Origin of the sequence: Sinomonas cellulolyticus (genome assembly GCF_014656475.1) — a bacterium.
In the GTDB taxonomy this organism is placed as follows: domain Bacteria; phylum Actinomycetota; class Actinomycetes; order Actinomycetales; family Micrococcaceae; genus Sinomonas; species Sinomonas cellulolyticus.
Map to the genome: position 1 here is coordinate 1 of NZ_BNCM01000022.1, position 23,115 is coordinate 23,115.

General features: G+C 63.5%; 18 protein-coding genes. 8 read left to right on the forward strand and 10 right to left on the reverse strand.

Features of this window, described 5'->3' with window-relative positions; translation table 11 throughout:
- Nucleotides 1-403: 403 nt before the first annotated feature.
- The 9 genes from IE231_RS17545 to IE231_RS17585 form a co-directional block, all read right to left on the reverse strand.
- Nucleotides 404-3,448: an NACHT domain-containing protein gene (locus tag IE231_RS17545; RefSeq protein ID WP_189695294.1), complete on the reverse strand. Its 3,045-nt coding sequence runs from the start codon at nt 3,446-3,448 to the stop codon at nt 404-406.
- A gap of 71 nt (nt 3,449-3,519) precedes the next feature.
- Nucleotides 3,520-3,741 carry a helix-turn-helix domain-containing protein gene (locus tag IE231_RS17550; protein ID WP_189695295.1) on the reverse strand — a complete coding sequence of 74 codons (222 nt, stop codon included), beginning with the start codon at nt 3,739-3,741 and terminating at the stop codon, nt 3,520-3,522.
- A 732-nt stretch (nt 3,742-4,473) separates the two neighbouring features.
- Nucleotides 4,474-5,631 (reverse strand): OLD family protein, encoded by a 1,158-nt coding sequence (locus IE231_RS17555; RefSeq protein ID WP_189695296.1) that lies wholly within the window; start codon nt 5,629-5,631, stop codon nt 4,474-4,476.
- Nucleotides 5,632-5,792: 161 nt separating this feature from the next.
- A complete protein-coding gene (locus tag IE231_RS17560) occupies nt 5,793-6,956 on the reverse strand; it encodes a DUF262 domain-containing protein (protein ID WP_189695297.1) in 1,164 nt (387 codons plus the stop codon).
- Entirely contained in the window at nt 6,946-8,022 is a 1,077-nt protein-coding gene (locus IE231_RS17565) for a hypothetical protein (protein ID WP_189695298.1), read from the reverse strand. Before IE231_RS17565 ends, IE231_RS17560 begins: the two co-directional genes overlap by 11 nt.
- Nucleotides 8,012-9,679 carry an HsdM family class I SAM-dependent methyltransferase gene (locus IE231_RS17570; RefSeq protein ID WP_189695299.1) on the reverse strand — a complete coding sequence of 556 codons (1,668 nt, stop codon included), beginning with the start codon at nt 9,677-9,679 and terminating at the stop codon, nt 8,012-8,014. Before IE231_RS17570 ends, IE231_RS17565 begins: the two co-directional genes overlap by 11 nt.
- Before the next feature lie 220 nt (nt 9,680-9,899).
- Nucleotides 9,900-10,133 carry a hypothetical protein gene (locus IE231_RS17575; protein WP_189695300.1) on the reverse strand — a complete coding sequence of 78 codons (234 nt, stop codon included), beginning with the start codon at nt 10,131-10,133 and terminating at the stop codon, nt 9,900-9,902.
- A 635-nt stretch (nt 10,134-10,768) separates the two neighbouring features.
- Nucleotides 10,769-11,536: an HpcH/HpaI aldolase family protein gene (locus tag IE231_RS17580; RefSeq protein WP_189695301.1), complete on the reverse strand. Its 768-nt coding sequence runs from the start codon at nt 11,534-11,536 to the stop codon at nt 10,769-10,771.
- Nucleotides 11,536-12,465 (reverse strand): DUF6282 family protein, encoded by a 930-nt coding sequence (locus IE231_RS17585; RefSeq protein ID WP_189695302.1) that lies wholly within the window; start codon nt 12,463-12,465, stop codon nt 11,536-11,538. The genes IE231_RS17580 and IE231_RS17585 overlap by 1 nt, the downstream gene beginning before the upstream one ends.
- A gap of 128 nt (nt 12,466-12,593) precedes the next feature.
- On the opposite strand from IE231_RS17585, the gene IE231_RS17590 reads away from it, so the two are divergent.
- The 6 genes from IE231_RS17590 to IE231_RS17615 all read left to right on the forward strand — a co-directional run bounded on the left by IE231_RS17590 (nt 12,594) and on the right by IE231_RS17615 (nt 18,829).
- Entirely contained in the window at nt 12,594-13,007 is a 414-nt protein-coding gene (locus IE231_RS17590; protein ID WP_189695303.1) for a cupin domain-containing protein, read from the forward strand.
- A gap of 32 nt (nt 13,008-13,039) precedes the next feature.
- Nucleotides 13,040-14,362: an MFS transporter gene (locus IE231_RS17595; protein WP_189695304.1), complete on the forward strand. Its 1,323-nt coding sequence runs from the start codon at nt 13,040-13,042 to the stop codon at nt 14,360-14,362.
- Between the two features lie 44 nt (nt 14,363-14,406).
- On the forward strand, nt 14,407-15,168 hold the full coding sequence (locus IE231_RS17600) for an IclR family transcriptional regulator (protein WP_189695305.1): 762 nt from the start codon (nt 14,407-14,409) through the stop codon (nt 15,166-15,168).
- 402 nt (nt 15,169-15,570) lie between these two features.
- Nucleotides 15,571-15,909 (forward strand): type II toxin-antitoxin system HicB family antitoxin, encoded by a 339-nt coding sequence (locus IE231_RS17605; protein ID WP_189695306.1) that lies wholly within the window; start codon nt 15,571-15,573, stop codon nt 15,907-15,909.
- Between the two features lie 185 nt (nt 15,910-16,094).
- Nucleotides 16,095-17,945 carry a hypothetical protein gene (locus tag IE231_RS17610; RefSeq protein WP_189695307.1) on the forward strand — a complete coding sequence of 617 codons (1,851 nt, stop codon included), beginning with the start codon at nt 16,095-16,097 and terminating at the stop codon, nt 17,943-17,945.
- A 161-nt stretch (nt 17,946-18,106) separates the two neighbouring features.
- Entirely contained in the window at nt 18,107-18,829 is a 723-nt protein-coding gene (locus IE231_RS17615) for a DUF3841 domain-containing protein (RefSeq protein WP_189695308.1), read from the forward strand.
- Here IE231_RS17615 and IE231_RS17620 read toward each other — a convergent pair.
- A complete protein-coding gene (locus IE231_RS17620) occupies nt 18,777-21,581 on the reverse strand; it encodes an AAA domain-containing protein (protein ID WP_189695309.1) in 2,805 nt (934 codons plus the stop codon). The two genes, IE231_RS17615 and IE231_RS17620, sit on opposite strands and share 53 nt — an antisense overlap.
- A gap of 347 nt (nt 21,582-21,928) precedes the next feature.
- On the opposite strand from IE231_RS17620, the gene IE231_RS17625 reads away from it, so the two are divergent.
- Nucleotides 21,929-22,465: a hypothetical protein gene (locus tag IE231_RS17625; RefSeq protein WP_189695310.1), complete on the forward strand. Its 537-nt coding sequence runs from the start codon at nt 21,929-21,931 to the stop codon at nt 22,463-22,465.
- A gap of 177 nt (nt 22,466-22,642) precedes the next feature.
- Nucleotides 22,643-23,050 carry a hypothetical protein gene (locus IE231_RS17630; RefSeq protein ID WP_189695311.1) on the forward strand — a complete coding sequence of 136 codons (408 nt, stop codon included), beginning with the start codon at nt 22,643-22,645 and terminating at the stop codon, nt 23,048-23,050.
- Nucleotides 23,051-23,115: the final 65 nt, after the last annotated feature.

A 23,115-nucleotide genomic window follows, 5' to 3' on the forward strand; every position in this document is an offset into this window, starting at 1 on the left:
GCGACAGCGTTACCGCAGGTCAGAAGCCAGTCCGTCGCCGGAATGCGACCACGTGACCAAACTCAGGTGCATCGCCCCGAGGCTACGCTGCGCCTACTGGTGAGCCACGTCGCCGCCTATGACCCTGCTGAACAGAAGCCGGGCAACCGACAACCGGTAGGCCGGCATCGCCGTCCCCGTCCTTCTCCTAGCCGGCGCAGACAGCGCCACTATGCCCTCGGTCTTCGGCTATCGGCCAAACTAATGCGGTCAGAACGAATTCGAAGGCAAGGTCGCTCACAAAGCGAACCATGCCGACCGGCTCGTGCAATATCGTCATACCGAGGATGTCAACAACTCCTGCCCATCTTGGGGAAGTCCACGGCTCACATGACAATTACCAAAGACGCTCAATGACGCCTACCTAGGCGGACACGATCCTCCAAAATTCGCGCACACGCGGATCCGTCTGGTCTTCGCGCTTGGCCAACTCAGCGGGCCTGACCAAGAAGGACACTTGGGATTTGGCAACGCCGGACGCATTGATTCTCTTTCGTTGTCCTGCGCCTGATCCCTCAAGCGCAGCAACAAACCTCGCCCACCTCTCGTCATCCGGAGAGGACAACCACTTAGGCGCCCCACGCCCAGGCAGCAAAGACTTCTCCTCCACGATGAAAACCATTGTTCGCCGACCTATAAACTTATTCAGGACGTTAATAGAGAAAGCCTCCAAAGGTCCAGGTGACGACCTCCGCCATTCTTCTATGTACGGCAGGACGCCTTGGACGCCCATCGCATGAAGGCTCTCTAATACTTGCAGTTCTTGATCAAAAATTTCCGAGACGCGAGAACCGTCCTCACTCAGTACCGTGAGTTCGCCGAGCTCCAGTGCACCGGAAAAGCTGAAATTCACGTTTTCCAATCCCCGCGAGGACGCCCCCCTCACGACCTGGATGGCATTAATCCTAGTGTCACGGAGTACGAGCGATCCGAACGATGCGTTGAGTCTCAGGCAGTTGATCTCGCAGCCAACAAACTCGATGGTACCGAAACTCAAGTGGGACAAATCCAACGTCACCATACTGAGATTTACTAGGCTCGACAGTCCCAGCGGCCGGCCATGTCCGATATACTCGCATAATAAGGCGCCGATATTTGAAGAAAGGTTTCCCCCAAGGCGAGCACCTAGGCCGCCGAGCTCGCGGATAACATCATAGCAACGTTCCGGCTCTCTTGAAACAAGACCACGCATAACCGTTTCCGCAAATACTTCGCGATCGAATGCCGCTCGAACACTTGCAGCGGAGGCCCAAGGTAAAAGCACATTCGAAATAAGAAAGTCTATAATCAAAGAATCGAAATATATCTCATGATCGAACGAGAAGAGAAGCTCATCCTCGCCTTGGCGTGAGCTTATTCCACAGAGCACACTCAACCTAGCTTGAAGAGCCTGAAGTCGTCCGGCGAAACTTTCTCTATTGAAAGCAACCATCGCACACATATTAAAGTCTTCTCGCTGGAGCTCGCGCGATCCAGACTCAAGCATCATACCTGCGCACTCCACCAGAAGGCTGTGGAGGTCATCAAACTCCACTTCAGGAAGGTTGGCCTGCTGCAACTTTCGGAGCTCTCGGTCTAAATACGCATTCAGCAGCAATCCCACCAAGTCGGTAGATCGGTGAGGGTCCCTCCCGGAGTTGTCATTGACGAATCGGTCGAACACCCGTGCAAAAAATGGCAGCCCGAGGAGTTGAAGGTCCTCGTTGGACAGGCGACCCCGGTACATGGCCCAATGAGAATTGGCTTCGAAGAAGCTACCTATTTGCGGCACACTCCATCGCTCCATCTGAAGTATAAGATGTTCCGCCACATCTTCTACTGACTGCAGTTCGTTTAGGCTGTCTCTGTATTGATTAGCCAAGTATGCTGATCTAGCGGAAATCAAGAGCGTCCCGCTGCCCTCCAACTTTCTCAGAGTCGGCCTCAGAACCTGCAGGGCATTACCGTATCCCGCGCCGCCTAGTAATTCATCAAAGCCGTCAACAATGACAACCATTAGTCCGGTTCTGCACAACGTCATCACGCGATCAGCGGTCAAAATAAGAGTGCTTGCCACAGCGCTGTTTATGGCCGCATGGAGCGAGGATAGCCTCAGACCGCTACAGTCCATGTATAGAAATGCAGGCACATCTTCAGCACCCTTCCTCAGCAGACTATAGCGCTGAGAGGCGATGGTAAGTAGCGTGTATGTCTTCCCTACGCCTGCCTCACCGCTCAGGAAATATACCTGCGGGACTCCCGTGTATTGCTGAGCCGACTCATCCAAACGATGCGTGATACCAGTTGAACCTCTAGAAGATAGGGCGGAAAAACTTCGTCCTATTACTTCGACTTCTCGAACGGTCCGCTCTGGAAGCGTAAGATTGGAAAGGACTGAGAACTCACCAAAGTTTTGTCGGTCCCATTCCTCGTGCTCGCGGATCTTCTCATCCAGGCTTTCTTCGAGCCTTGGTATAAGCGTATTCCAATTCGCTATGTCCTTGACGAAAGCCTTATAGCTAAACCACGGACCATCCTCACCAGATCGGCGCCACTTCCTTGAGTTGTCGCCAGCATTTATGCTAAAAAGGTCCGCGCGTTCTTCTATCCCCTCGCTTGTGCGCCGCCTCCAGCGAGCTACAAAAGGACTCCTTGTACTATCGACGTCGAATTGAACAGGCCATTTGCCATCCGAAAAAGCTCCCGCGTCTTCGATAATAGCTTTCTTGAACCTTCGAATTTCGCCTGCTTCTGCACTCTGGCCCGATGATACGAAGCGCTTCACCGCTTCTTCCATTGATGGGGTTAACTGCTGCTCGATTTCTGGAGTTTTTCGATCGAGCATCACATAAACCGCTGTCACTTCCTCGCCGTCGGTCAAAATCTCCTGGAAGAACCCCATGGAATGATCAGTTGCCCACAGAAGGGGATTCAGTACTACGGAGCCTTGACAATCAAGCTCGACAAAACCACCTGCCTGCGGGGGACGCAACTCCACGTTGTCGCCAACAGCTGAAATCAGTTCGTTTATATTCTCGACGTGCCGAACCAGAATGTTGATGTCAAAGCCGTCGGCCGAGGGCGCAATTCCTCCATGGCTTAGGTAATTTCTCCAATCCATTATCGACCGTCCGCCGAGCAAAGTTGTCGAGGCCTCAAGCTGCTTGCTTGCCAGGTCGTCATAGAGATCTGCTAAAGGGCCAGAAACCTGTCCGCGAAGATTGGCCAATTGCTGAAGATAGACGCCATACCCGGCCCGCTCGCGAATCTTGGACTGGACAGTTAGTTCAGCGTTGGCGGTCAGCGGCAGAAAGAGACAGTAGGTCAGTCTGGCTTGTGACTCCAAGAAATTGAGCAAGTCTCGCACGTTGGGCTCTGTTTCAGTCAGGACTCCAAGTTCGCGTAAGTCGAGTCTGTCCCTAAGGCTCACAGTTCCATCCTCCTCAGCCAATCCGTTAGAGCTGCACGCCACTCACCTTCCCAGCGGGTGGACGCCAGATATTAGGGCGCAGAGTCTTCGATCTCTCGCGCTTCGACGAGCGACTCTTCATAGCGCGCCTTGATCCACTCTTCCAGCCTGGTGCGCTCGATCCGCCACAGACCACGCCCACCGATCTGGATGGCTGGTAATGCACCGGACCTGATGAGCGACCTGACTGCGGGCTCCCCGACGGCCAACTCCTGGGCCACGTCAGAGATAGATAGAAATCGAGGCTCTGTCATTTGGCCATCCTAGTCTTGAGGGAGGACTCGATGCGACGGCGCGGCCGGCCGTTGTTAGGCCAAGCGAAGACACATTCCGGCGGTTGAAACCTCAATACGTCGCAAGCTAGGCCTCCATACTCCGAGACAGGCATTCGAGGCCTTGTCAACTCAACGGTTGGGCGTCTGGATGAACTCAGCCCAAGTGATCTGAGGTGTCTACCCCCGTGCTTGCTGACCACGCTCTCTTGGAAAGCGAGCCGAACCTCAGCATACAAGGAAACTTCATCGTCCTGAGTTCCTAAGCTACTGCCTCTACCCGTGGAAGTACCGCGCTGGAAGTTGCAGGCGGCGACGAGGCAATAGCGCTCCGATCTCGTCTTCCCCGAGGAGCCGAATGAGCAAAGGCGGCATACAGAAGTGCGGCGGACAAGAGACTATCCCCAGTCGGTTCAGTAAAAATAGGCGGCATCCCTTACTGAGCATATTCCTATGCGTTAAGGCGTCTATCGACGAACACGGATGGGGACGATCGCCCCAAATTTTGAGCGCTAGGGCGAGAGAATGCTTGGATATCTCCAGTCCTGACTTCCCAAGCCAGCGAATCGTTCCTTCAAATTCAATGATCGACGGCAGCGAGGGGAACTTGCGACTATTCGTTGGCTATGTCACTCCGCTCGCCCGACAAGACTATACCCGCCGGCGCGACGGTCACCGTAAGAACAACCGCAAGAACAACCGCAACCAAGCAACCTAGCAGTCAAGAGCTAATTTGAAGCCGGATAGGAACGCTTCTACCGTTTCGGGATTTTGCTCCACCCAAAGCTCGGAAATAGCCTGAAGGAAAACCGGCCGCCCAAAGCGTGCCGCGACATCATTAACCCAATCATGCGCATCCTTGCCTTCGTGGCTTTCGATTTCCCGAATGAGTGAGCTTTCACTTACGCCGAGCCGGATAGCCAGCCGCTCCGTGTCTCGACCTGCTTCCTTGAATAGGGTGTCGGGGTCGGCCTCAGTGGGGAGGAATAGGGCTGGCCATCGCCTCGTCGGAGAATCGCCTACTCGGCTACGCTGGTCCCCATCGAATAGATAGGCATGCTTGATAAGGGGCCTCGCTGGCGCAGGCAGGCTACCTTGAAGCGCCACCATGTACCCATTCCCGCCGCCCCACACCAGTGAAAATGTTTGGGCGATGCCGTATCCGAGAATGGCTATTAGCGCGCGAGCTAAGTAGTAAGCCGATTCGTCTTCGACGAATAGTTCGTAACGCACTGCGGACCGACCTAGAAGCCCGTCGGCAGCCGTCAAGTCATCTCGCGAGTACGTCGCTTTGATGCCGCCTGTTGCATCCGTAGAGAGGACGATCAGGGCCGACTCCTTCTGAGCACGGTCAATAACTTCTCCCGAGTGGGTGGTCAACACCATGCGCCAGTTGCGATCGAGGCAAATGCGCTGCAATCTAGCCAGTAGCGCGAATGACGCGGCAGGCGGCAGGTATGCGTCTGGTTCGTCTATAAGAAGGGTAAGGTCTCGCATCTCCCTGTACTGTTCAAGTATCCAAAACAGGAAGTGAACCGAAAACTCCCCTAATCCCATGCCCTTCGACGAGTAAACAATGTTTCGATACTCTACTTCGAAGTACGGAATGAGTGTCTGATCCGAACCCCAACGAAACCGCTCTTCTGTCGCAGGGTCCCCAGGCTCAATTTCTAACGCGTACCACGCGAGCTGCAGATAGTCCCGACCCACGATCCTTTCAACGTCGCTTCGGCGATCCGCATCTGGGCCGAGACTCTCATATTCTTGTATCATCTCATCAAAGTCGTCACGAGAGCGCAAAATCCCCAAAGCCTGTTCGCAAAGCGAGTGAAGGTCAATGAATAGGCCCCGCCCTCCGAGCTCGTTAGCCAAGGAGCGAAGAACACGTGACTTCCCAGTTCCGTTTCTGCCGCCGAGGACGATGCACGGGTCGGACAGATCAATGGACAGCCCCCCAACCGAGATCTCCTCTCGACCCGCTGCCCGGTGTTTCCTCTTGAGCTTCGTCCAGAGGCCCGCTTCCTCGGCCTGTCTCATTGGATGCCCGAAAGGGTTAGATGGTCCCCCCACTGGGAATCGTCTAGAAATCCTGCAATGAGGACTCCAGCAGCTTCGGGATCGTCAATGATGGCACTCAACAGTTCATTCGACTTCCGGTGCGGCTTGGTGCCGAAGAGTGCTTCCGCGTACAGGTGCACAGCGAGGTCGCGGATCAATACCGACGAGACGTCAGTGACCCGATACGAGGCCCGGTCATCGTACTGTCTAAGAATTTGAACGAGCGCCTTCTGCAGGTCCGAATCAACTGGGTGGGCCCCGGTCCGCGCTGCCATTCGATCCGATTCAAATTTCCCGAGGAGCGATGCGGGAATATTTCCCCCTGCCAGTGGGCCCCAGTGACAATAGATCATCCAGGACTGCAGCGTTCCCTTGTTGAATTTAACTCGGTTCGGAGAATTGGCGATCTGCCGTAGAAGCACGGTCCCCGACTCCCTAACCGCGCTAACCGTTCCCTCGGTAAAGGGACGCGAGCGGTAGTACTCCTCTACTACGTTATTGTTGATGTGCTGCCGCAGCGTGCCGAGATCCAAGGCAACGCAAGTTCGGGCGATGATGTCGTCATATGCTAGACGTCCGTTGGTAAAACCGATCTTCGAACTCTCCAGCAGTCCAATGTCTGTCAGTTCGCCTACGAGCTGCTTCACTTGATCGCGCGCCTCGCCATGAAGCGCGTTGCGCTTCTCCGGGGGCGTGAGGTTATAGGCCTGGTTTAGGCGGAAAAATAATTCGTTCGGCTCCTGCGGTTCATATTCCGTCAATTTGATAATTTGAAGCTCGAACCGATTCACCGCCCGTCGCACCGCAGGTGGGAGCTCAGAGTACTTCAGACCGTGTAGACTTCTAATTTTATCATCATGTGGCTGGATCGTTCCGTCCACTTTAACTTCATCGGCGAAGAAGTTCCGAATCGCAACTAGCCGCTGCTGCCCGTCTAGGACAACTTCTGAATCGTCGGCATCCACGACAATATGGACGGCCGGCACATACCAACTCCTCAGAATAGTGTCCACGAGTCGCTGGCGGCGTTTAGCATCCCAAACTTCGCCGCGTTGGAAGTCAGGTTGAAGATCTAGCTCGTGATCATTGATTCGCCTGACAATGGTCTCTAGTTCTAGGTCGGATTTTCTAATCTTCATGCTTCGCTCCGCTCGGCAGACCGGCGCGTCTTACCCCTGTATCGCTTGCCATTGCGAGCCTCCTGCGCTCACGGGCCTGGCGGTGCATGTTGACAGGCGTCACGTCCAGCACCTGAGTCACCATAGAGGCGAGGAACCGGTTCGGACTGAGCTCGTCTACCATCGCATCCTCGCGTAGCCTGACGGACGGAAGGAGGGACAAGGCGCGGTCGATATCCGACTCCGGAAGACCTGCAAGGTCCACTCCTACCTCGGGCTCGGGCTCGAGCCCGGCAGCGACAAGCGGATCTTCCGGGTCCTCACCGCTATCCCCTGGCACCGCCACCGAGTCGTCGTACTCGATGATGACGATGCAAGTCGCGTGATAAGCGTCATCTTCGCGTCCGAGCTTGCTAAGCAAGTCGACCAGCCATTCAGCAGTGTCAGGTTCCTTATGGAGAATGTCCGAGCGGAGCCCCAATACGAATCCAAGAGCGGCGAGCGGGTGGCGTAATCTGAGGTTTTTGGCATCGCCGTATGATTCTTCGACCCGGTTAGCAGCGTTCTTGCCGTATGACGAGTCCATTCGCTTGGTTGAAATGAGTAGCTCTGGTCCAGTGGCCCAGTCGGTCATGATCACGTCAACCTGCTTGAAGTAGTTCTTCCCCAGGATGTTCGCGCTCGCCGAGGTGACGCCGGCGACCGCGGCACTCTTGACTAGTCGGGCATTAAGTTGAGTTCTCTCCCTAAATGGGAGCGCCTTAAGGAGATTCGCAGCGGGCGCTGGAAGTATTCTTGGGTGAACAGGTCGCGGCCAGACTGCGTCTGGGTCAAAGCCTGCACGCCGGAGCTCATAGCTGAGCCAAACATCCATCGCGAGCGCCGGTACGCCTGTTCTTGAATCAGCGTCAAGATACAGGGGCACTCCGAGCAATAGGACGAGAGTGTCGTAATCAGCCTCGTAGCGGAGCGATCCATCTGAAAGTCTAGTCCATGGGTTGCTATGGACGCCATTGGGGGCAGCGTCACCAACGATTCGATCAAAGATGACCCACGCCTTATCCTTTGCGCTCGGTTCAGCGGCCACTGGCCGCCCTCCCCATGCGACGTTGGGCTAGTTCTGAACGCGCCTGTCGAACATACTCGATCTGCTGCCCTGAAGCCTTCTTGGAGTCTATTAGCAGGACCCGATCAACCATTTCGACCGCTCTGAGAAGCTTGCCAGCCTGCAGCAACCTTGCGACCTTGCCCTTCACAGCGCGAAGTGCGTTTGCAGAGCTTCGCACCAGGACTGGTGAGGGCATAGCCCAGAGGTCGGCCTCCTTCGGTTCGATTTTCAGGATGCCGCCGCCATAGGCCCTTCCCACCATCTCAGCATTGAGGAGTGTGATCGAGTTCAGGCTGGCCAGTGGCAGGAGTTCGCGCCCGATTTCACCATGTCCCTCATGGAGGTAAACCCCATGGACAGAGTTAAGGTGGTGAGCTCTCGCTTCATTCGTCGTGAGCCGGGGGGTGTCCGCGTTCATGCAGGTCAACAACAGGTCTGCAGGTGGCACGATCGGCACCTTATACCAGGTCTTTCGGACGCGACACTTGTAGGCGTTGTCAACTCCCGTGCGATGTCCGTCTTCGACGTATGCCTTGGCTTCAGCTGAAAGTGCGGCGCCTGGATAAAAAAGGTAGGTCGATCGGCCTTCGCCACCAAGTCTGGAGAGCATTCGGCGAGAGAGAACCAGCCCACGCAGATGTGCACTTCCAGGGGGAGACAGACGTAACAACTCATTACGGCGAAGTCCGAGTTCCTTCACACGCTGTGGTGAAAGAGTGAAAAAACCATTGTTGCCTGTGACTATCCCGAGCGTTGTCTCGCCCCAAGATTGCAGGCTTGTGAAGATCCCTTCCTGCAACAACGTGTTCAATGGCTCGACTGCGTTCGGCTGGACGAGGCTGCCGGTCCATTTCCCCGACGGATCGGTGGGCATCCAAGCCAGGCCTCCGCCGAGGGAGGACAGACCCTCAGCGTTCTTGGCCTGCCGGAAGGTTGCGTAACTTGTCGGACCGCGCCGGTATCCATCTGCAAGCAGCAGGACCACGTCCGCTTCGGCACCAGGGAAGACTTGCTCGTCGAACAGCACGACCTGAACGTCTCGGAAATGGTCAAATAGGAACCTGCGTACGGGAGCTGCATAGTTCACCGACAGCAACTCGGCTGGAAGGACCAACCCTAGTCGGCCGCCTTCCTTCAGGAACAAGGCAGAGTGTATTGTGAAGGCCGCCCAGCTTGAGGCAAGTCCTGTTAGCGCCACCCCAGCTCTAAGTGCGGCCTCGCGGGACCGAACGCGGGACTCGCCGGTGAATTCCTGATAGCGAATGTAGGGCGGGTTTCCAATGACGGTGTCGTAGATCGGCTCTGGATCGACGAGAAAAAAGTCGGTATGACGGATCCGAGGGTCGCCCCCGGCCGCAGTAACGCGTTGACGTCCCATCCGTGCACTCGAGCCGTGGATCTCCACCCCTTCGACAACGGGGCGGAGGGGTCGATCGGGTGCGAGTGCGCAGAGGCGATCCACGGCAGCGACCAGGAAGGCTGCATCACCTGCAGACGGCTCGAAAACTCGATCGTTGGCACTACGGATGGCCCAGCTCGCGATGAACCTGGTGATCTCGTCAGGAGTGAAGAACGCACCTCTCGACTTCCGTAACGCAGCCGTATCCTCGTTGTTGGTCGCTTGCACAAGTGTCACGTTCTCATGATCGGTGATCCGGAGCCGAATCCGGAACTCCGACTGGCGGGGACCTATCCGAGGATCCGCCGCTTCAAACCCCAAACCTGCTCTGACTCGTCTCTTGGATCACATCTTGAATGCTCCCGTTGCGCGCAATCGCGTCACCGCTGTCCCTCCAAGGATGAGGTGATACGCCGCGGTCCGCCGCTAGCCGCTCGACGTAGGCCCGTGTGAGATCTCAGGTGCCGTTCTTCTGGTCCGCCAACCGCGCGTGGGTGGCGAGGACCTGATCGATCATCGCCAGCGCGCTGCCGAGGTAGCCAGATGGCTCGCACAGCTCGTGGATATGGTCTGCGTGGAGCCGCTTGTCGGGGTCGTCGTACCGCAGGAGCTCTTCCTCGAGTCCGACATGGCAGGCATCCTTCAGACGACGTCGCTGAACTTGGCGGACGATGAGTATCCCGCCCCTCATAGATGCACCGCCTCCCGCACCATCTCTTCCCTATGACCGTCGCGTCCGCTGTGACACCTTGACCGCGAAGGTTCCCAGATGTGGACCGGGATCCGGATCGTGCGTGCCCGGCGAGGCGGCGGCGCCGGTCGCGACCGGGCAGAGTCGACGGCGAAGATATCCTCGCTGAGCAACACGAAGTCCGCCAGCATGCCCTCGGCGAGCGCCCGCCCTCGCAGCTCACGGCGTAGGCCGAACCGTGCGTGTAGGCGCGCATGGCCTCCGCGTCGCCCACTTGCTCGGCCGGCGCGAAGTCGTGCCCCGAGGCGGTCCGTCGGTTGACGAGGCCGTGGATGCTCACGAACGGGTTCGCGTCCGGGACCGGCGAGAGTCGATCGAGCCGGGCACGGTCACGCTGGCATCGAGCAGCGAGCGCGTCCGGACCCAGCCGCAGACAAGGCCGGAGTTCAGCAGGCCAACATCAGCCGTATCGAACGAGGTCGCGGCAACCACCCGGAACGTCCTGCTGAAGATCGCCCGGTGCTCTCTATGTCCGCATCGCGCTAGTACCGAAACGCGTCCGAATGCGCGGAGGCGGGTGCGCGGCCGCCGTCGTCCGCGGGTTCGACTTCGCTCAGCCACCGGACTCGCTCCGTTCAACCACCGGCCGGCTGCAGCAGCGAGCTGAACTGCCTCGCACCGCCCGCGAGCATGGTCAGGTCTGAGCCGGCGACGATGTAGCGGTAGCCGCGCGCCACGGCGTCGGCCGCGGCCTCCGCCGAGCCAGCGAAGATTCCCATCGGCACACCCTGCGCCGCGGCGGCCGCCTCGATCGCCTCGGCGGCGGCCCGCATCGGCGCCGAATCCAGCTCCCCGGGCGTCCCGAGGTCCACGGACAGGTCCACGGGCCCAATGAACGCCACGTCCAGGGCGGCCATCGCGGCGTCGATCCCGTCGGCGTAGTCGGCGGTCTCGAACTGCCCCACGGCGAGCACCGTGGAGTTGGACCGCTCGAAGTGCCCGGTCAGGGTCACGCCCATCCCGTAATCCGCCGCGGGCTGAGCCAGGGACACCGACCGGGTGCCCAGCGGCGGGTACGAGACGAGCTTCCGCAGCTCCCCTGCCGCGGCCCCCGAGCCGCGGGCCAGCTGGATCCCTGCAGCGCCGGCCTCGAGCAGGCGGTTGATGTCGCCCCGGTCCAGAGCGGGGACCCGCACGAGGACCGGCAGTCCGCGCGCCCGGCCGGCCCGCACGGCGTCGCACGCCTCCCCCACCGACATCTGCGAGTGCTCGTAGTCGCAGACCACGAAGTCGAAGCCGGAGAGGGCGAGGATGTCCACGATCTCGAACCGCGGGATCTTCAGGAAGGTGCCGAGGGCGGGGCGCTCGGCCATGAGCTCGCGCAGGGAGATTGGGAGCGACATCAGATCCCCAGCAGGTCGGCGGGGTTGTCCGCGATGAGCCGGCGCACGTCCTCCTTGGACACGCCCGCGTCCAGCAGGCCGCGGACCATGCGCCCGTAGGCGTCCACCGGCAGCGGGTTGTTCGCCTGGCCCAGATCAGAGCCGAGCAGGGTGTTCTCCACGCCAGCGGCCTTGACGAAGCCCAGCAGGGTGTCGAGGCCCCACTGGTAGAACGAGGTGCGGTCGTCGTACTGGCAGATCGAGTGCTCGATCCGCGCCCCCAGGGCCACCCAGCGGCGCACCCGCTCGGGCTCGGCGCCGATCACGAAGTTCGGGTGGTTCACGAGGATCCGCTTGATCCCCATGGAGGAGGCCTGCTCGATGAGCCGCTCCGTCTGGTCGGCGTCGAGGTGGCCGCAGGACATGATCGCGTCGTGGGCCTTGATCACCTCGAGGATGTCCAGGACCTCGGGCTTGAGCGCGCCCTCGGCGTCGAGGATGCCGATCTCGGTGGTGTGGCGCAGGCCCAGGTTGTTGGTGGGGAAGCGCATGTTCTGGCCCTCGGCCTCGTGCACGCAGATGTGGGCGTGCGAGGAGATGGTGGGGAACCAGACCATCCGGCCGCCCTGGGCGAGGGCGAGCTCGGCCGCGTAGGGGTTGAGGCCGCCCACGTAGTTGTTCAGCGCCACGCCGGAGACCACCGGGATCGGCAGGCCGCCGAGCGCCTCGGACGCCGCGCGGATGTCCGTGACCATCGAGTGGTGGTGGCTCTTGACCAGGATCGCCTGGAACCCGGCCTCGTGCGCCTGCCATGCGGCCTCGGCGATGGGCAGCCGGCGCGGGAAGGGCGAGGGGCTCGGGTGGACGTGGAGGTCGACGGCGCCGTCCAGGATCGCGGCGACCTCCGGGTCGTCGATGGTGACGGACTCATGGTCTGCGGGCTTCAGCATCGTTGCTGTCCTTCCGTTCGGTTGTGCCCTAGGGGCATTGACAGTGACCGTGATCACGATGCTACGCTCGTTCCACATTGCGCACAAGCTGTTCCGAAAAACGGAACACAAGGTCAAAGGAGATCGCGGTGTCCCTCAACGAATCGCTCTACTCGGAGGTCGTCAGCTTCGACGACATCCCGCTCGAAGTCGCCCGCCCGGGCATCACCCGCAAGGCCTACGCCACGGACGAGGTCATGATCGTGTGGAACACCGTGGAGAAGGGCCTTGAGCTCCGCCCCCACTCGCACGAGGACTTCGACCAGCTCGTCTTCATCCTCGAGGGCGAGGCCGACTACTACGTGGACGGCGTGGCCCACCACATGGGCCCGCGCGACCTCATGCTCGTCCAGCGCGGCAAGGAGCACTACATCGACGTGACGTCGGGCCCGTGCGTGAACATCGACATCTTCGTCCCGCCGCGGGCCGACTACGCCCACCTCACCTCGTGGGTGGCCAACCTGGCCAACAAGGAGCCCCTCACCCTGGGCGGCCAGCGGTGACCGCGCACGCCACGCACCGCCACACTGGCACTGTGGGCACTGCTGCATCCGGCCACGAGCGCCGCGCCGTCGTCGGCGCGAGCGCCGGCTTCTTCATCGACATGTTCGACATCTACCTGCCGGTGATCGCCCTCGCCCCGGCCATGGCCTTCTTCACCCCCGCCTCGATCGGGCCGGCCACGACGGCGATCCTCGGCGGCCTCGTCTTCGCCTCTACCCTTGTGGCGCGCCCGCTCGGGTCGGTGATCTTCGGCTGGCTCGGGGACAAGGTGGGGCGCAAGAAGGCGACCGTCACCGCGGTCGCCGGCGCTGGGGTGGCGACCGGGCTCATCGCGGCACTGCCGGGCTACCAGAGCGTGGGCATCGCGGGCGTCGTGGCGCTGATCGTGCTGCGGTTCGTCGGCGGGGTGTTCCTCGGCGGCGAGTACACCGGCGCCGTCCCGCTCGCGATGGAGCACTCGGCCAAGCGCAACCGCGGCCGCAACGCGGGACTGATCGCCCTCGGCTTCCCGTCCTCCTACGTGGTCATCTCGGCGCTCACCCTGCTCGTGCTCACCTTCGCGCCGGCCGGCAGCCCGGCGTCGGCCTACTCGCAGTGGGGCTGGCGCATCGCGTTCATCGTCGGCGCGGTCATCTCCATCGGCTTCGCGATCGCCTACGCCCACGGCGTCGAGGAGAGCCCGGCCTGGGAGAACACCACTGCCAAGCGGGTCAACCCCTTCAAGGAACTCGTGGCCGGGCACAATCGGAAGCCGCTCGCGCAGGCGTTCCTGCTCATGACGGGCGTGTGGTTCTCCTCCAACGCCTCGATCGTGATCCTGCCGCCCACCATCGCACCGACCACCGGGCTCAGCGCGGTGCAGACCTCGACGCTGATGATCATCGCGTTCGCCGTGGTGTCCGTGGCGTACCCGCTGTTCGGGATGCTCTCGCAGCGGATCGGCCGCCGCGTGTTCTTCGTCCTGTGCGGCGTGGGCTCGCTGCTGGCGATCCCGCTGTTCGTGCTCTTCGCCTCCGGCGCGGTCCAGGGCTTCTGGGCCGCGACGGTGGCCGTGACGACGATCGCGCTCCTCGGCATCCCGGCCTTCGGGGCCATCGGGGCGTACATGTCCGAGCGGTTCCCGGTGGAGATCCGGGCGACCGGCTACGGTGTCGGCTACTCCCTGGCGCTCATCATCCCCTCGTTCTACGCGTTCTACATGGCCGCGCTCGCCGGGATCATGCCGCTCAAGCTCACGCCCACCGTGCTGCTCGCCGTCGGCGGGATCTGCCTCATCGTCGGAGCGTTGTGGGGACCCGAGACCAAGGATCGCAACCTCGCCGAGCACACGATCGCCGTCGAGCGCCAGCGGTGACGGCCGCCCCAGTGCGGGCCGGCGCACGGGCTAGAGTGTGGGCTATGCCAACGGAGAGGGACGACGCCGCGCCAGCCGGCGGGCTGCAGGTGGTGAGCCGGAGCGCGCAGATCCTGCGGATGTTCGGCTCCGACCGCACCGAGGTGCGCATCAACGACGTCGCCGAGGAGTTGGGGATCGGGCGGACCTCCGCCCACCGCTACCTCCAGTCCCTCGCCTCCGAGGGCTTCCTGCAGCGGATCAACGACAACGACTACCGGCCCGGGCCCCTCATCATGGGCATCGCCGCCTCGATGCTCACCGGGCCCAAGATCGTCGACGTCGCCGAGCCGCTCCTCGCCACGCTCGCCGAGCGCACCGGCCAGACCGCGGTGCTGGGGCTCTGGACAGGCTCGAGTGCCGTGGCCGTGGCCTCCAAGGAGCCGGCCGGGAAATCCGTGAACATGACGGTGCGGATCGGGGCGCCGCTCGGCCCGCGGTCCGCGCAGGGGCTCGCGTTCCTCGCGTGGGGCTCGCCGGCCGTGCGCGAGCGGGCGCTGACGAAGCTCGGGGCAGGGCGGGGCGAGGTGGAGCGGCAGCTTGCCGAGGCTGTTGGCGCCGGGTTCACGGTGAGCGAGGCCGTGATCGACGGCGTCGCCGCGGTCGCCGCTCCGGTGTTCGACGCCGGCGGGAACGTCATCGCGACGCTCGCCCTCGTCGCCCCCGTCGGGGTCCTAGACACCTCGGCGGACGGGCCGCACATCACCGATCTGAAGGCCTCCGCCGCCGCGCTCTCCGGGCTGCTCGGGGCGTCGACGGCGGCGTAGGCGCTCCAGCTGGCGCGAGCGGGCGTGCCCGCGACGGCGGAAGGTGGGGCGCACGACGGCGGCGGGCGGCTGCCGTCGTGCGCCCGCCCCTATCGTTGATCCCATGGCTCGCACTATATCGATCAGCCTGGATTCCCCTTCTCCGATTTCCTCGCCCGCGAGGTCGCGACGGGCCGCTACTTCGAGGCGTTCACGTCGGCGCAGCGGTCATGAAGCCTGGCTCCGCACCTTATGCGCAGGGAAACGCGAAGAATGTCAGATCGCTTCGATAGACGTGTCCCATGAGTGAGGGCCGCTCCTTCGTGTCTGACATTGCTGGATAGGGGTCAATAGCGGGACCATATTCGCAGGTGATCAAAGCCATCGATCGGCTACAGGGACTTGAACGGGAGGAACAGAACGATGCTGACTGAAGCGCGGCACAATGTATCGCACTACCGCTACACGGTCGGGTGGGCGCCCGAGGACGGCGAATACGTCGCATCGGTCGCCGAATTCCCCTCGCTGTCCTTGCTCGCGAGCACCCAGGAAGGTGCGCTCGCCGGGCTCGAGGATGTTGTCGAGGACGTCATCGAGGACCTCGTGGAATCCGGCGAAGAGGTTCCGGTTCCCCTCGCTGAGCGCGAGTTCAGTGGGAACATCCGCCTCCGCGTAACCCCTGAAAAGCACCGTGAACTGACTACCCGCGCTCTCGAGCAAGGAGTCTCACTCAACCGCTACCTCAACAGCCTGCTGCCGTAACCAGAGGCACGACGACACAATCGGATCGTCCTGCTCTCCGAGGCGCGCAAAAGCCCACGTGTACCCCCATGGGCTCGACCTGGAAGAAACCTTTCCCGACACCCTACCGGGGCCGGCCACCGGGGCCGGCCACCCGCCGTCGTACGGTTGGGCGGCCGGCCCCCGCCGCGCGTAGCCTTGGCGGGGTGACATCGCCGTTCGACGACCCCGAGTTCACCGCACGACTGGCCCAGATGGGCGTCGTGCACACCCCCGGCATGGCGGCCCGGATGATGGAAGACCTCGCGCCGCTGCTCGCCGCCGAGGGGATCGACCTCGACGATCCGGCCGCCGACGTCGACCTCGAAACGATCAACGAGGCACTCGCCCGCGCCACCGAACGGCACAACCTCATGCTGTTCACGCCCGTCGGCGCACAGCGCGCCGGGGCCCTCGCGGTCCTGCGGCTGTTCGCCGAGTCGATGGCCGAGGGCGATCAAGACCGTGCCGCCGCCGTGCTCGCAGGCGTCGAGGTCGAACCGGCGGGCGATGCGCCGGCCATCTCGCACGTCATCGGCGTCAGCCTCGGGCTCCTCGACAGCTGGCACACGGACCCGGAGCTGCGTGCAGTGCTCACGGCCACGCGCGTGCCGCGGTTGAACCGTGCAGCGCGCGCTGCGGCGACCGACATCCTCGCCCTCGCCCGCAAGGGGCGGGCGTTCGCGTCGCTCAAGAGCCTGCACCGGCACGGCGGCCTGGCGCTGTTCGAGGGCTCCGCGCTCCTCGTCGCGGCGTCCCTCTCCGCGCGCGCCGCGAGCGAGAAGGCATCGGTGAGCGACCTCGCGGAGCGGGTGCTCGTGGACGCCGGCTCGGACCGCCCCGCGCCCGCGACAACTCCGGCGGCCTCACCCCATGCCCCCGGAAGCAGCTTCATGCGCCCGCACGGGGCCAGCGGCCACAGAGCGCGGCGCCCGGCCGCCACGGGGCGGCCCGTGGCCCGCAGCGCACGGGCCGCGGACCGCGCGCTCCAGCGAGGCTTCGGCGCGTGGCTCGAGCGCGCGCCGTCAATCGCAGCCCCCACGGTGTCCGACGAGCTGAAGATGATGCAGGCGCTGGCGGACATCGCACGCGACCACCGTCTGGACCTGCACAGCGCCGCCGACGTCGAGCCGCTCATCGACCTGCTCTGGGACGCCGACGAACCCGAGGGCCCCGAGGCGCTCGGGGCCGCGCTTGAGACGCTCCACGACTACGTGCACTTCCGCCTCGACGCCGGACACGACCCGGACGCCTGGGAGGAGGCGCACGAGGCCGTCGAGGATGCCATCGACGACGCCGGCGGCGCTGGGCCGATGGGGGCGATCATAGAGGACGCCGAGAAGGTCAGCCCGGATGCACGCCGGCACGCCCTCGCGCAGACGCCGCTGATCGCCGCGGTCAATGACCTGCTCGAATGGGTCGGCACCGGCAGGTCGGTGACGCAGTCCGGCGGTGTGCGCCGCGGCGACATCAAGGAGGTCGCGAAGATGCTGGGCGTCCGGGCTGTCGGCGTCGCGAAGCGCGTAGGGAACTACTGGGACGAAGGAGCGCCCGTGCAGGCGCTCTCGATGGCCGACGTCCCCGTGCTCCCCCAGTGGTGGGAGGCGCTCTCCACCGCGCAGGTCATCCGGACCAACTCCTCCAGCGTCCGGCCCGGCCAAGCGGCCGGCGAATGGATAGCCGAGGAGCTTCCGCCGCTCGACCTGGCCGAGGCCGTCGCCGCGATCTTCGTCGGAGCCACACTCGCCGCGCCCATGAAGCAGGCCAGTTACGGCTCGTTCATCGTCAAGCCGTCCCTGGCCCAGCTGATGCAGGCTCTGGCTCCCGTGGGCCTCGAGGTCCAGGAGCCTGCACTGCTGGGCCATGGGCCCGTGTGGACGCTGCGGAACCTCGAGCGCGCGGGACTCGTCACCTTCGGCCCCTCAGACTCCGTTCAGGTCCCCGAGGGGCTGCGGGCCGCTGTTGCCCGAGGGCTCCTCCTCGCCCTGGCGCTCCTCGCCGGAGACGAGGACGGGTAGCTCGCGCCCCCGGCGCCGCCGGTGAGGTCGAGCACGACGGCGACCACTCGCCGTCGTGCTCTCTGCGTTCCTGCCCGCTCTTCCACGAAATGTCAGACCGCTCGTCTACCGTGAGCCGTGCGTGTGCGGAGGACGCACGCCCGAGCCTGCCAAGGAGGAACGTGGCCTTTCCGATTCGTCGCTGCCACGTCGGCGAAGCCCTGCCGCCAGGACGCATGGGCTACGACCTGAGTGCCCCAGTCCTGCTACTCCACACTCGCCAAACCCCCGAGGTGCTCCGCCAGCTCCTTGAGACGGGCCGCTTCACGCCCGACCGGAGCCACGTCGACGAGTGGTACCACGGGCCCTACGACTGGATGCTCCGGAAGATGTCCGAGCGGCTCCCCACCCGTGGGGAGGGCGCGGTCTGGTTCTGGGCTAAGACGCGCCGCGAGTACCTCCTCGACGAAATGCGACACTGCGGGCGGGACGTCCTGCTCACGTGCCGCATCCCGCGCGAGCGCGTCCTCCTGTCCGAGTACCACGACTGGCACAACGTCTTGAACGCGTCGCCGAACGTGTTCCTGCTCCCCGGCGAATCAAGGGACGAGTACGGCACCCGCTACGACGCGATGCTGGCCGAGATCGACGCACGCGCACTGACTGCAGGGGTCGCGGACCGGCTCCACTGGGAGTGGCCCCCTGAACTCCGCCGCGACACCGAGGACACGTGGGACACCATCCTCGATCCCTCCAACTACGGCCGCAGGCACCTGTGGCAGGCCACGGCCCACGAGCTCTACGCCGAGGACATCGTCGAGGCCGTCGTCGTCGACCGGACGCCGCGGCCGGCTACCGCGCGCCGTCGTGCATCACGGCAAACGCTGCATCGAGCGCATTCCTGATCCGTTCCTCCTCGCCGCTGCCGGTCGTCGAGAGCCGCAGCAGGGGCAGCCCGATCGCGGCCAGGACCCCGTCCTTGAGCCCGTCCCTCGCCAGCTGGACGGGATTGTCGTCGTGGAACGCGAAGCCGTCCACCTCGATCGCCAGGACCGGGGCACGGGTGAGCCGGTTGTAGACCACAATGTCGAGCGAGGACCCGCGTCGTACGAATCCCGCCTGATCGGCGCTCAGCCCGGCGCCGCTGGGGACAAGGTGGCGCAGGAGCACCTGGGGCACCGCCTTGAGGCCCCGGTACGGCTCCTCGTCGAGAATGCCGTGCAGCACCGTCCAGGCGATGTCCTCCGAGCGTTGTCCGAAATGCCCTGCCACCCGGGCCGCAAGCGGCCGGAGGCGCGCAGCGAAGCTGCTGTAGAGCAGGTCGAAGACAGACACGATGCCGCTGTCGACGAGCTGACCCGGGTCCTGGTACTGGATGTAGCCCATGAGGTCGCGCAGGTTCCTGCTGGTCGGCAGCATCCGGTGATCGGTGACGAGAATGAAGAGCTCCCTCGCGCGCGAGACGGCCACGTTCACGAGGCGGGCATCGTCGACGAACCTCACGCCGCTTCGGCCGGCCGCTGTGTCGTCGAGGACGGCGCTCATGATGACGGCGCGCTTCTCGCGGCCCTGGTACCGATGAACCGTATCTGCCTCGATGTCCGCGAGGTCTGCAGCCGAGCGCAGGCGGCCATGCAGCTCCGTGAGCTGGCGCCGGTACGGCGTCGTGATCCCGATCTCCGCCCGGGGGATGCCGGTGCAGTGCATGGAGACCACCTCGTCGATGATGGCGTCGACTTCTCGTCGGTTGACGCGGCCGCCGTCGCGGAACTGCCTCATGTGGTTGCCCTCGGCCGTCCTCACGACCATCATCGGCCGCGACCGGCGCGGGCCGGGAGCGAGTGGGATGAGCTGGCCGCCGTAGAACTTCTCGTTGCAGAACCCGATGATTGCCGGATCGCAGCGGTAATGCTCCCGGAGCATCGTGACTGGCAGGGCGTCTCCGTAGAGCTGCCGGAGCGAGGACATGATGCTGTGCGTGCGGTAGTCGTATGACGGCGCTGGCGGCACCTCGTCTGCGCCGGGCCGCCCTCCGACGATGGGTGGCAGCTGCCTTCGGTCGCCGACGACAACGAGGCGGCGGCACGAGGCCATCGCGAGCGCCGAGGTCAGCAGGTCGGCCTGGGAGGCCTCGTCGATGATCAGGCAGTCGAGCAGGTTGTCCTCGCCGATGCTGCGGCGGAGGGAGTGGCACGTGCTCAGGATGACCGGGTAGTCAGCGGTGAAAGCACGGAAGTCTGTCTGGATCGCGCGGGGGCGGTAGTGGATGCGCCCGCGCGAGCCGTAGCGCGCTCGGAGGGCCGAGCGCAGGAAGCGCTCTGACAGGAGCCGGTGGTCGGCGAGCATGCCAGCGAGGCCTCCGTCTTCCACCCGGCGTTCGTGGTCAGCGATGTCCCTGTCCAGTTCAGCGATGCGACGGTCGTAGAACGCGGCCTGGACCCGGAGCGTCAGGTCGGTGTCCGCCAGCGAGGCACCGCCTAAGGACCCGTACTTGAGCCGGCGCGTAATGCTCCGCAGCCAACTGAACCGCTTGGGCCGTGTGCCCTCGAGCGCCACCTCAACGAGGAAGTCGATGAGTGTTTCCGAGGACCGGCCAAACAGGGGCAGCGGGCCGACCTCGGCGATGTCCTGACTTCGAACGAACCCTCCGAAATGCTCGCGTTCCAAGCCGAAGGCATCCCGCTCCTGTCGGAGCGCCGCGAGGCTCCATTCTGCCCGCTGCGCCGTGGTGAGCCTTTCGGCGAGGGCCCGGATCTCCGCCGGGTCCGCGAGGTCGTCCGTCGATTCGGCGAGCATCTCGCTGACGGCATGATTGCGGTCCGTCTGGCCCTTGAAGAAGGTCTCCCGCTTCTCGGCACGCCCCAGATCGGCGACGACATAACTGATGCCTCTCCCGGCCAACTTGTCCCGAACGTTCTCGACGGCCGCGTTGTTGGACGCGACGACGCCGACCGACGCGCCGGGACTTGCAATCAGCGTGGCGATCAGGTTGAGGATGGTCTGCGTCTTGCCGGTCCCGGGCGGGCCCTCGATCACCGAGATGGGGAAGCGCAGCGCCTTATCCACGGCTGCCCGTTGGCTGAGGTTCGAGGAGAACGGGGCGATCGGAACGACGTCGAGGTCGGCGCGTTCAAGCGGCTTCCCCGTGAGGTACCGGGCGAGCACGCTGTCCGGATGCACGCTCGTGAGGCGGTCGAACTCGCGCTGGAGAGGGTCGGGGCCCTGGTGCCCCGGCGGGAGGGCGGCGACAATTGACCGCCAATAGGCAAGAACCCGCGCCGGAAGCCCTGCCCGTTCGACGCCTTCCTCGATACGCAGCATGTGCTCGGGATACAGGCAGTGCAGCTCCGTCTCCCCGCGCCGCTCGAAGATCCGCACCCAGACTGCGGAGGGCCCGACGAACCGGAAGGCCGCTCGGGGGTCCGGGATCCGCCGGCCGGCGGCCTCTACCCACGCCCCCTCGAGGCTCATCGAGGACGGGTGCTGGAGGACAAGGACCTTCTGCGGACCATAGCGGTACGTTCTGGTTCCACTCACGAACCGGACGAGAAGGTGCTGGCCATCCCATTGGTAGGAGTAGACCTCGGCGGTCTTGTCCTGCCAGTGGCCTCGGTCCGCCGACCAGACAAGGAGCGCCTCGGCGCGCGGATCGATCATGGCCACCCCCCTGAGTACACCCCGAGCCTATCGCCGCAATCCGCGGCGCCGGATGTCACGGGGCTCCGCGGCAACACCTCAGCCCCGCGGTCGCCGTCGTGCGGCCCCGCTGTGTGTGGTTGAGTCGCAGGGGCGCCGATACGTCTTGCTATCGATTCCATGGCGCGCAGTACGTCGATCAGCTTGGACGCCCACTTCTCCGACTTCATGGAGTATCAGTAGGCCCGGCTCTCGGCGCTGCACTCAGCCCTGACGGCAGGCGAGGCCAGCGGCGATCCGGATGTCCTCGGCCTCCAACCGGCGGATCCGGTAGCGTGCCGCAGGCACTTTCGGGGAAGGTACTGAAGGTGGACATTCTGAGCGCCGTCAACGCCGAGTGGCTGAGGAACCTGACGTGGATCGCGGCAGTCGCCGCCGGGGTGCTGCTGGGCCTCTGGCGGCTCCGACGTCCGGATCTGGCCGCTCTGGGCGCCGTGCTCGTCTTCGCCGTGGCCAACACCGGAGCCGGCATCTACGTGCTGCTCCACCTCAGCGACCCCCGCTGGGGCGGTGAGGCACATGGGCGGCTCACTGCTCCGACGCTTGGTGGGACCCCTGTGGTCGGCCAGTACCTGAGGCCGTTGGATGGACTCCTCACCGGGCTTGCGAATGGAGTGAACCAGTTCAACGACGCCCAGGCCGCGCTCCCCACTGCGGCTGGCTTCTTCGCCTCAGCCGGCTGGGCCTTCGCCATTGCGGTGCCCCCGGCCATCGTCTCGCTCGTGGTGGGCTTCATCGTCGCGCGGCATCGCGAGGCCGAGTTCGCGCGGGTCAGGGAGCAGGTGCGGGACCTCAGCGCCGAGGTCGCCGAGCTCAAGAAGTCCCTCGGCACCACGGCCGGTTGAGCGCTTCCCCTGGTGCGGCACCGCTCTGAGTGCTCCCCTGCGGACGCTGGCTTGGCTCTCACCCCAGGCATACACTGACCGCGTCACGTTCCGCGGTTCCGCGGTGATCTTCGGGGGGCTTCTGGTGCTGCAGAAACTGGATGACGGACAGTCACTGACCGAGTCGGGCTGAACGCCATGCGACTGCGTATCCCGGGCGTACTTGCCGCCCTCGGTGGGCTCGCATGGATTCTCAAGACCGCCATGATGTGGGCAAATGGCGGTACCGAGGGCAGTAGCGGCGTAGTCGGCCTGCTCTTCGAGATTGGAATAATCTGCATCGCGATGGCGGGCAGTGTCAGAGTGTGGTTCTTGGTACCCACCACCAAGGTGTGGTGGAGAATACTCGCCGTACTAGTGTTTCTCGTGGGGCTCGTCCTCATGATCGATCTTCCGATCCTGATCGGCTGGCAGGTCCTGGGCCACGTGTGGATCGCCGAGGAACTCGGCATTATTATCGCCGCTTTGGTTGCGCTGGGAGCGGGCATTCGCTGGCTTCTCCTCGGCTTCGGAAGGGCAAGCGCAGCCCCGAATGCAGTCCGGTAGGGATCCCGACGCCGCCGAGCTCACAGTCGAGCACACCGGCGAGAAGCGGGGCTCCGTCGCGGCCC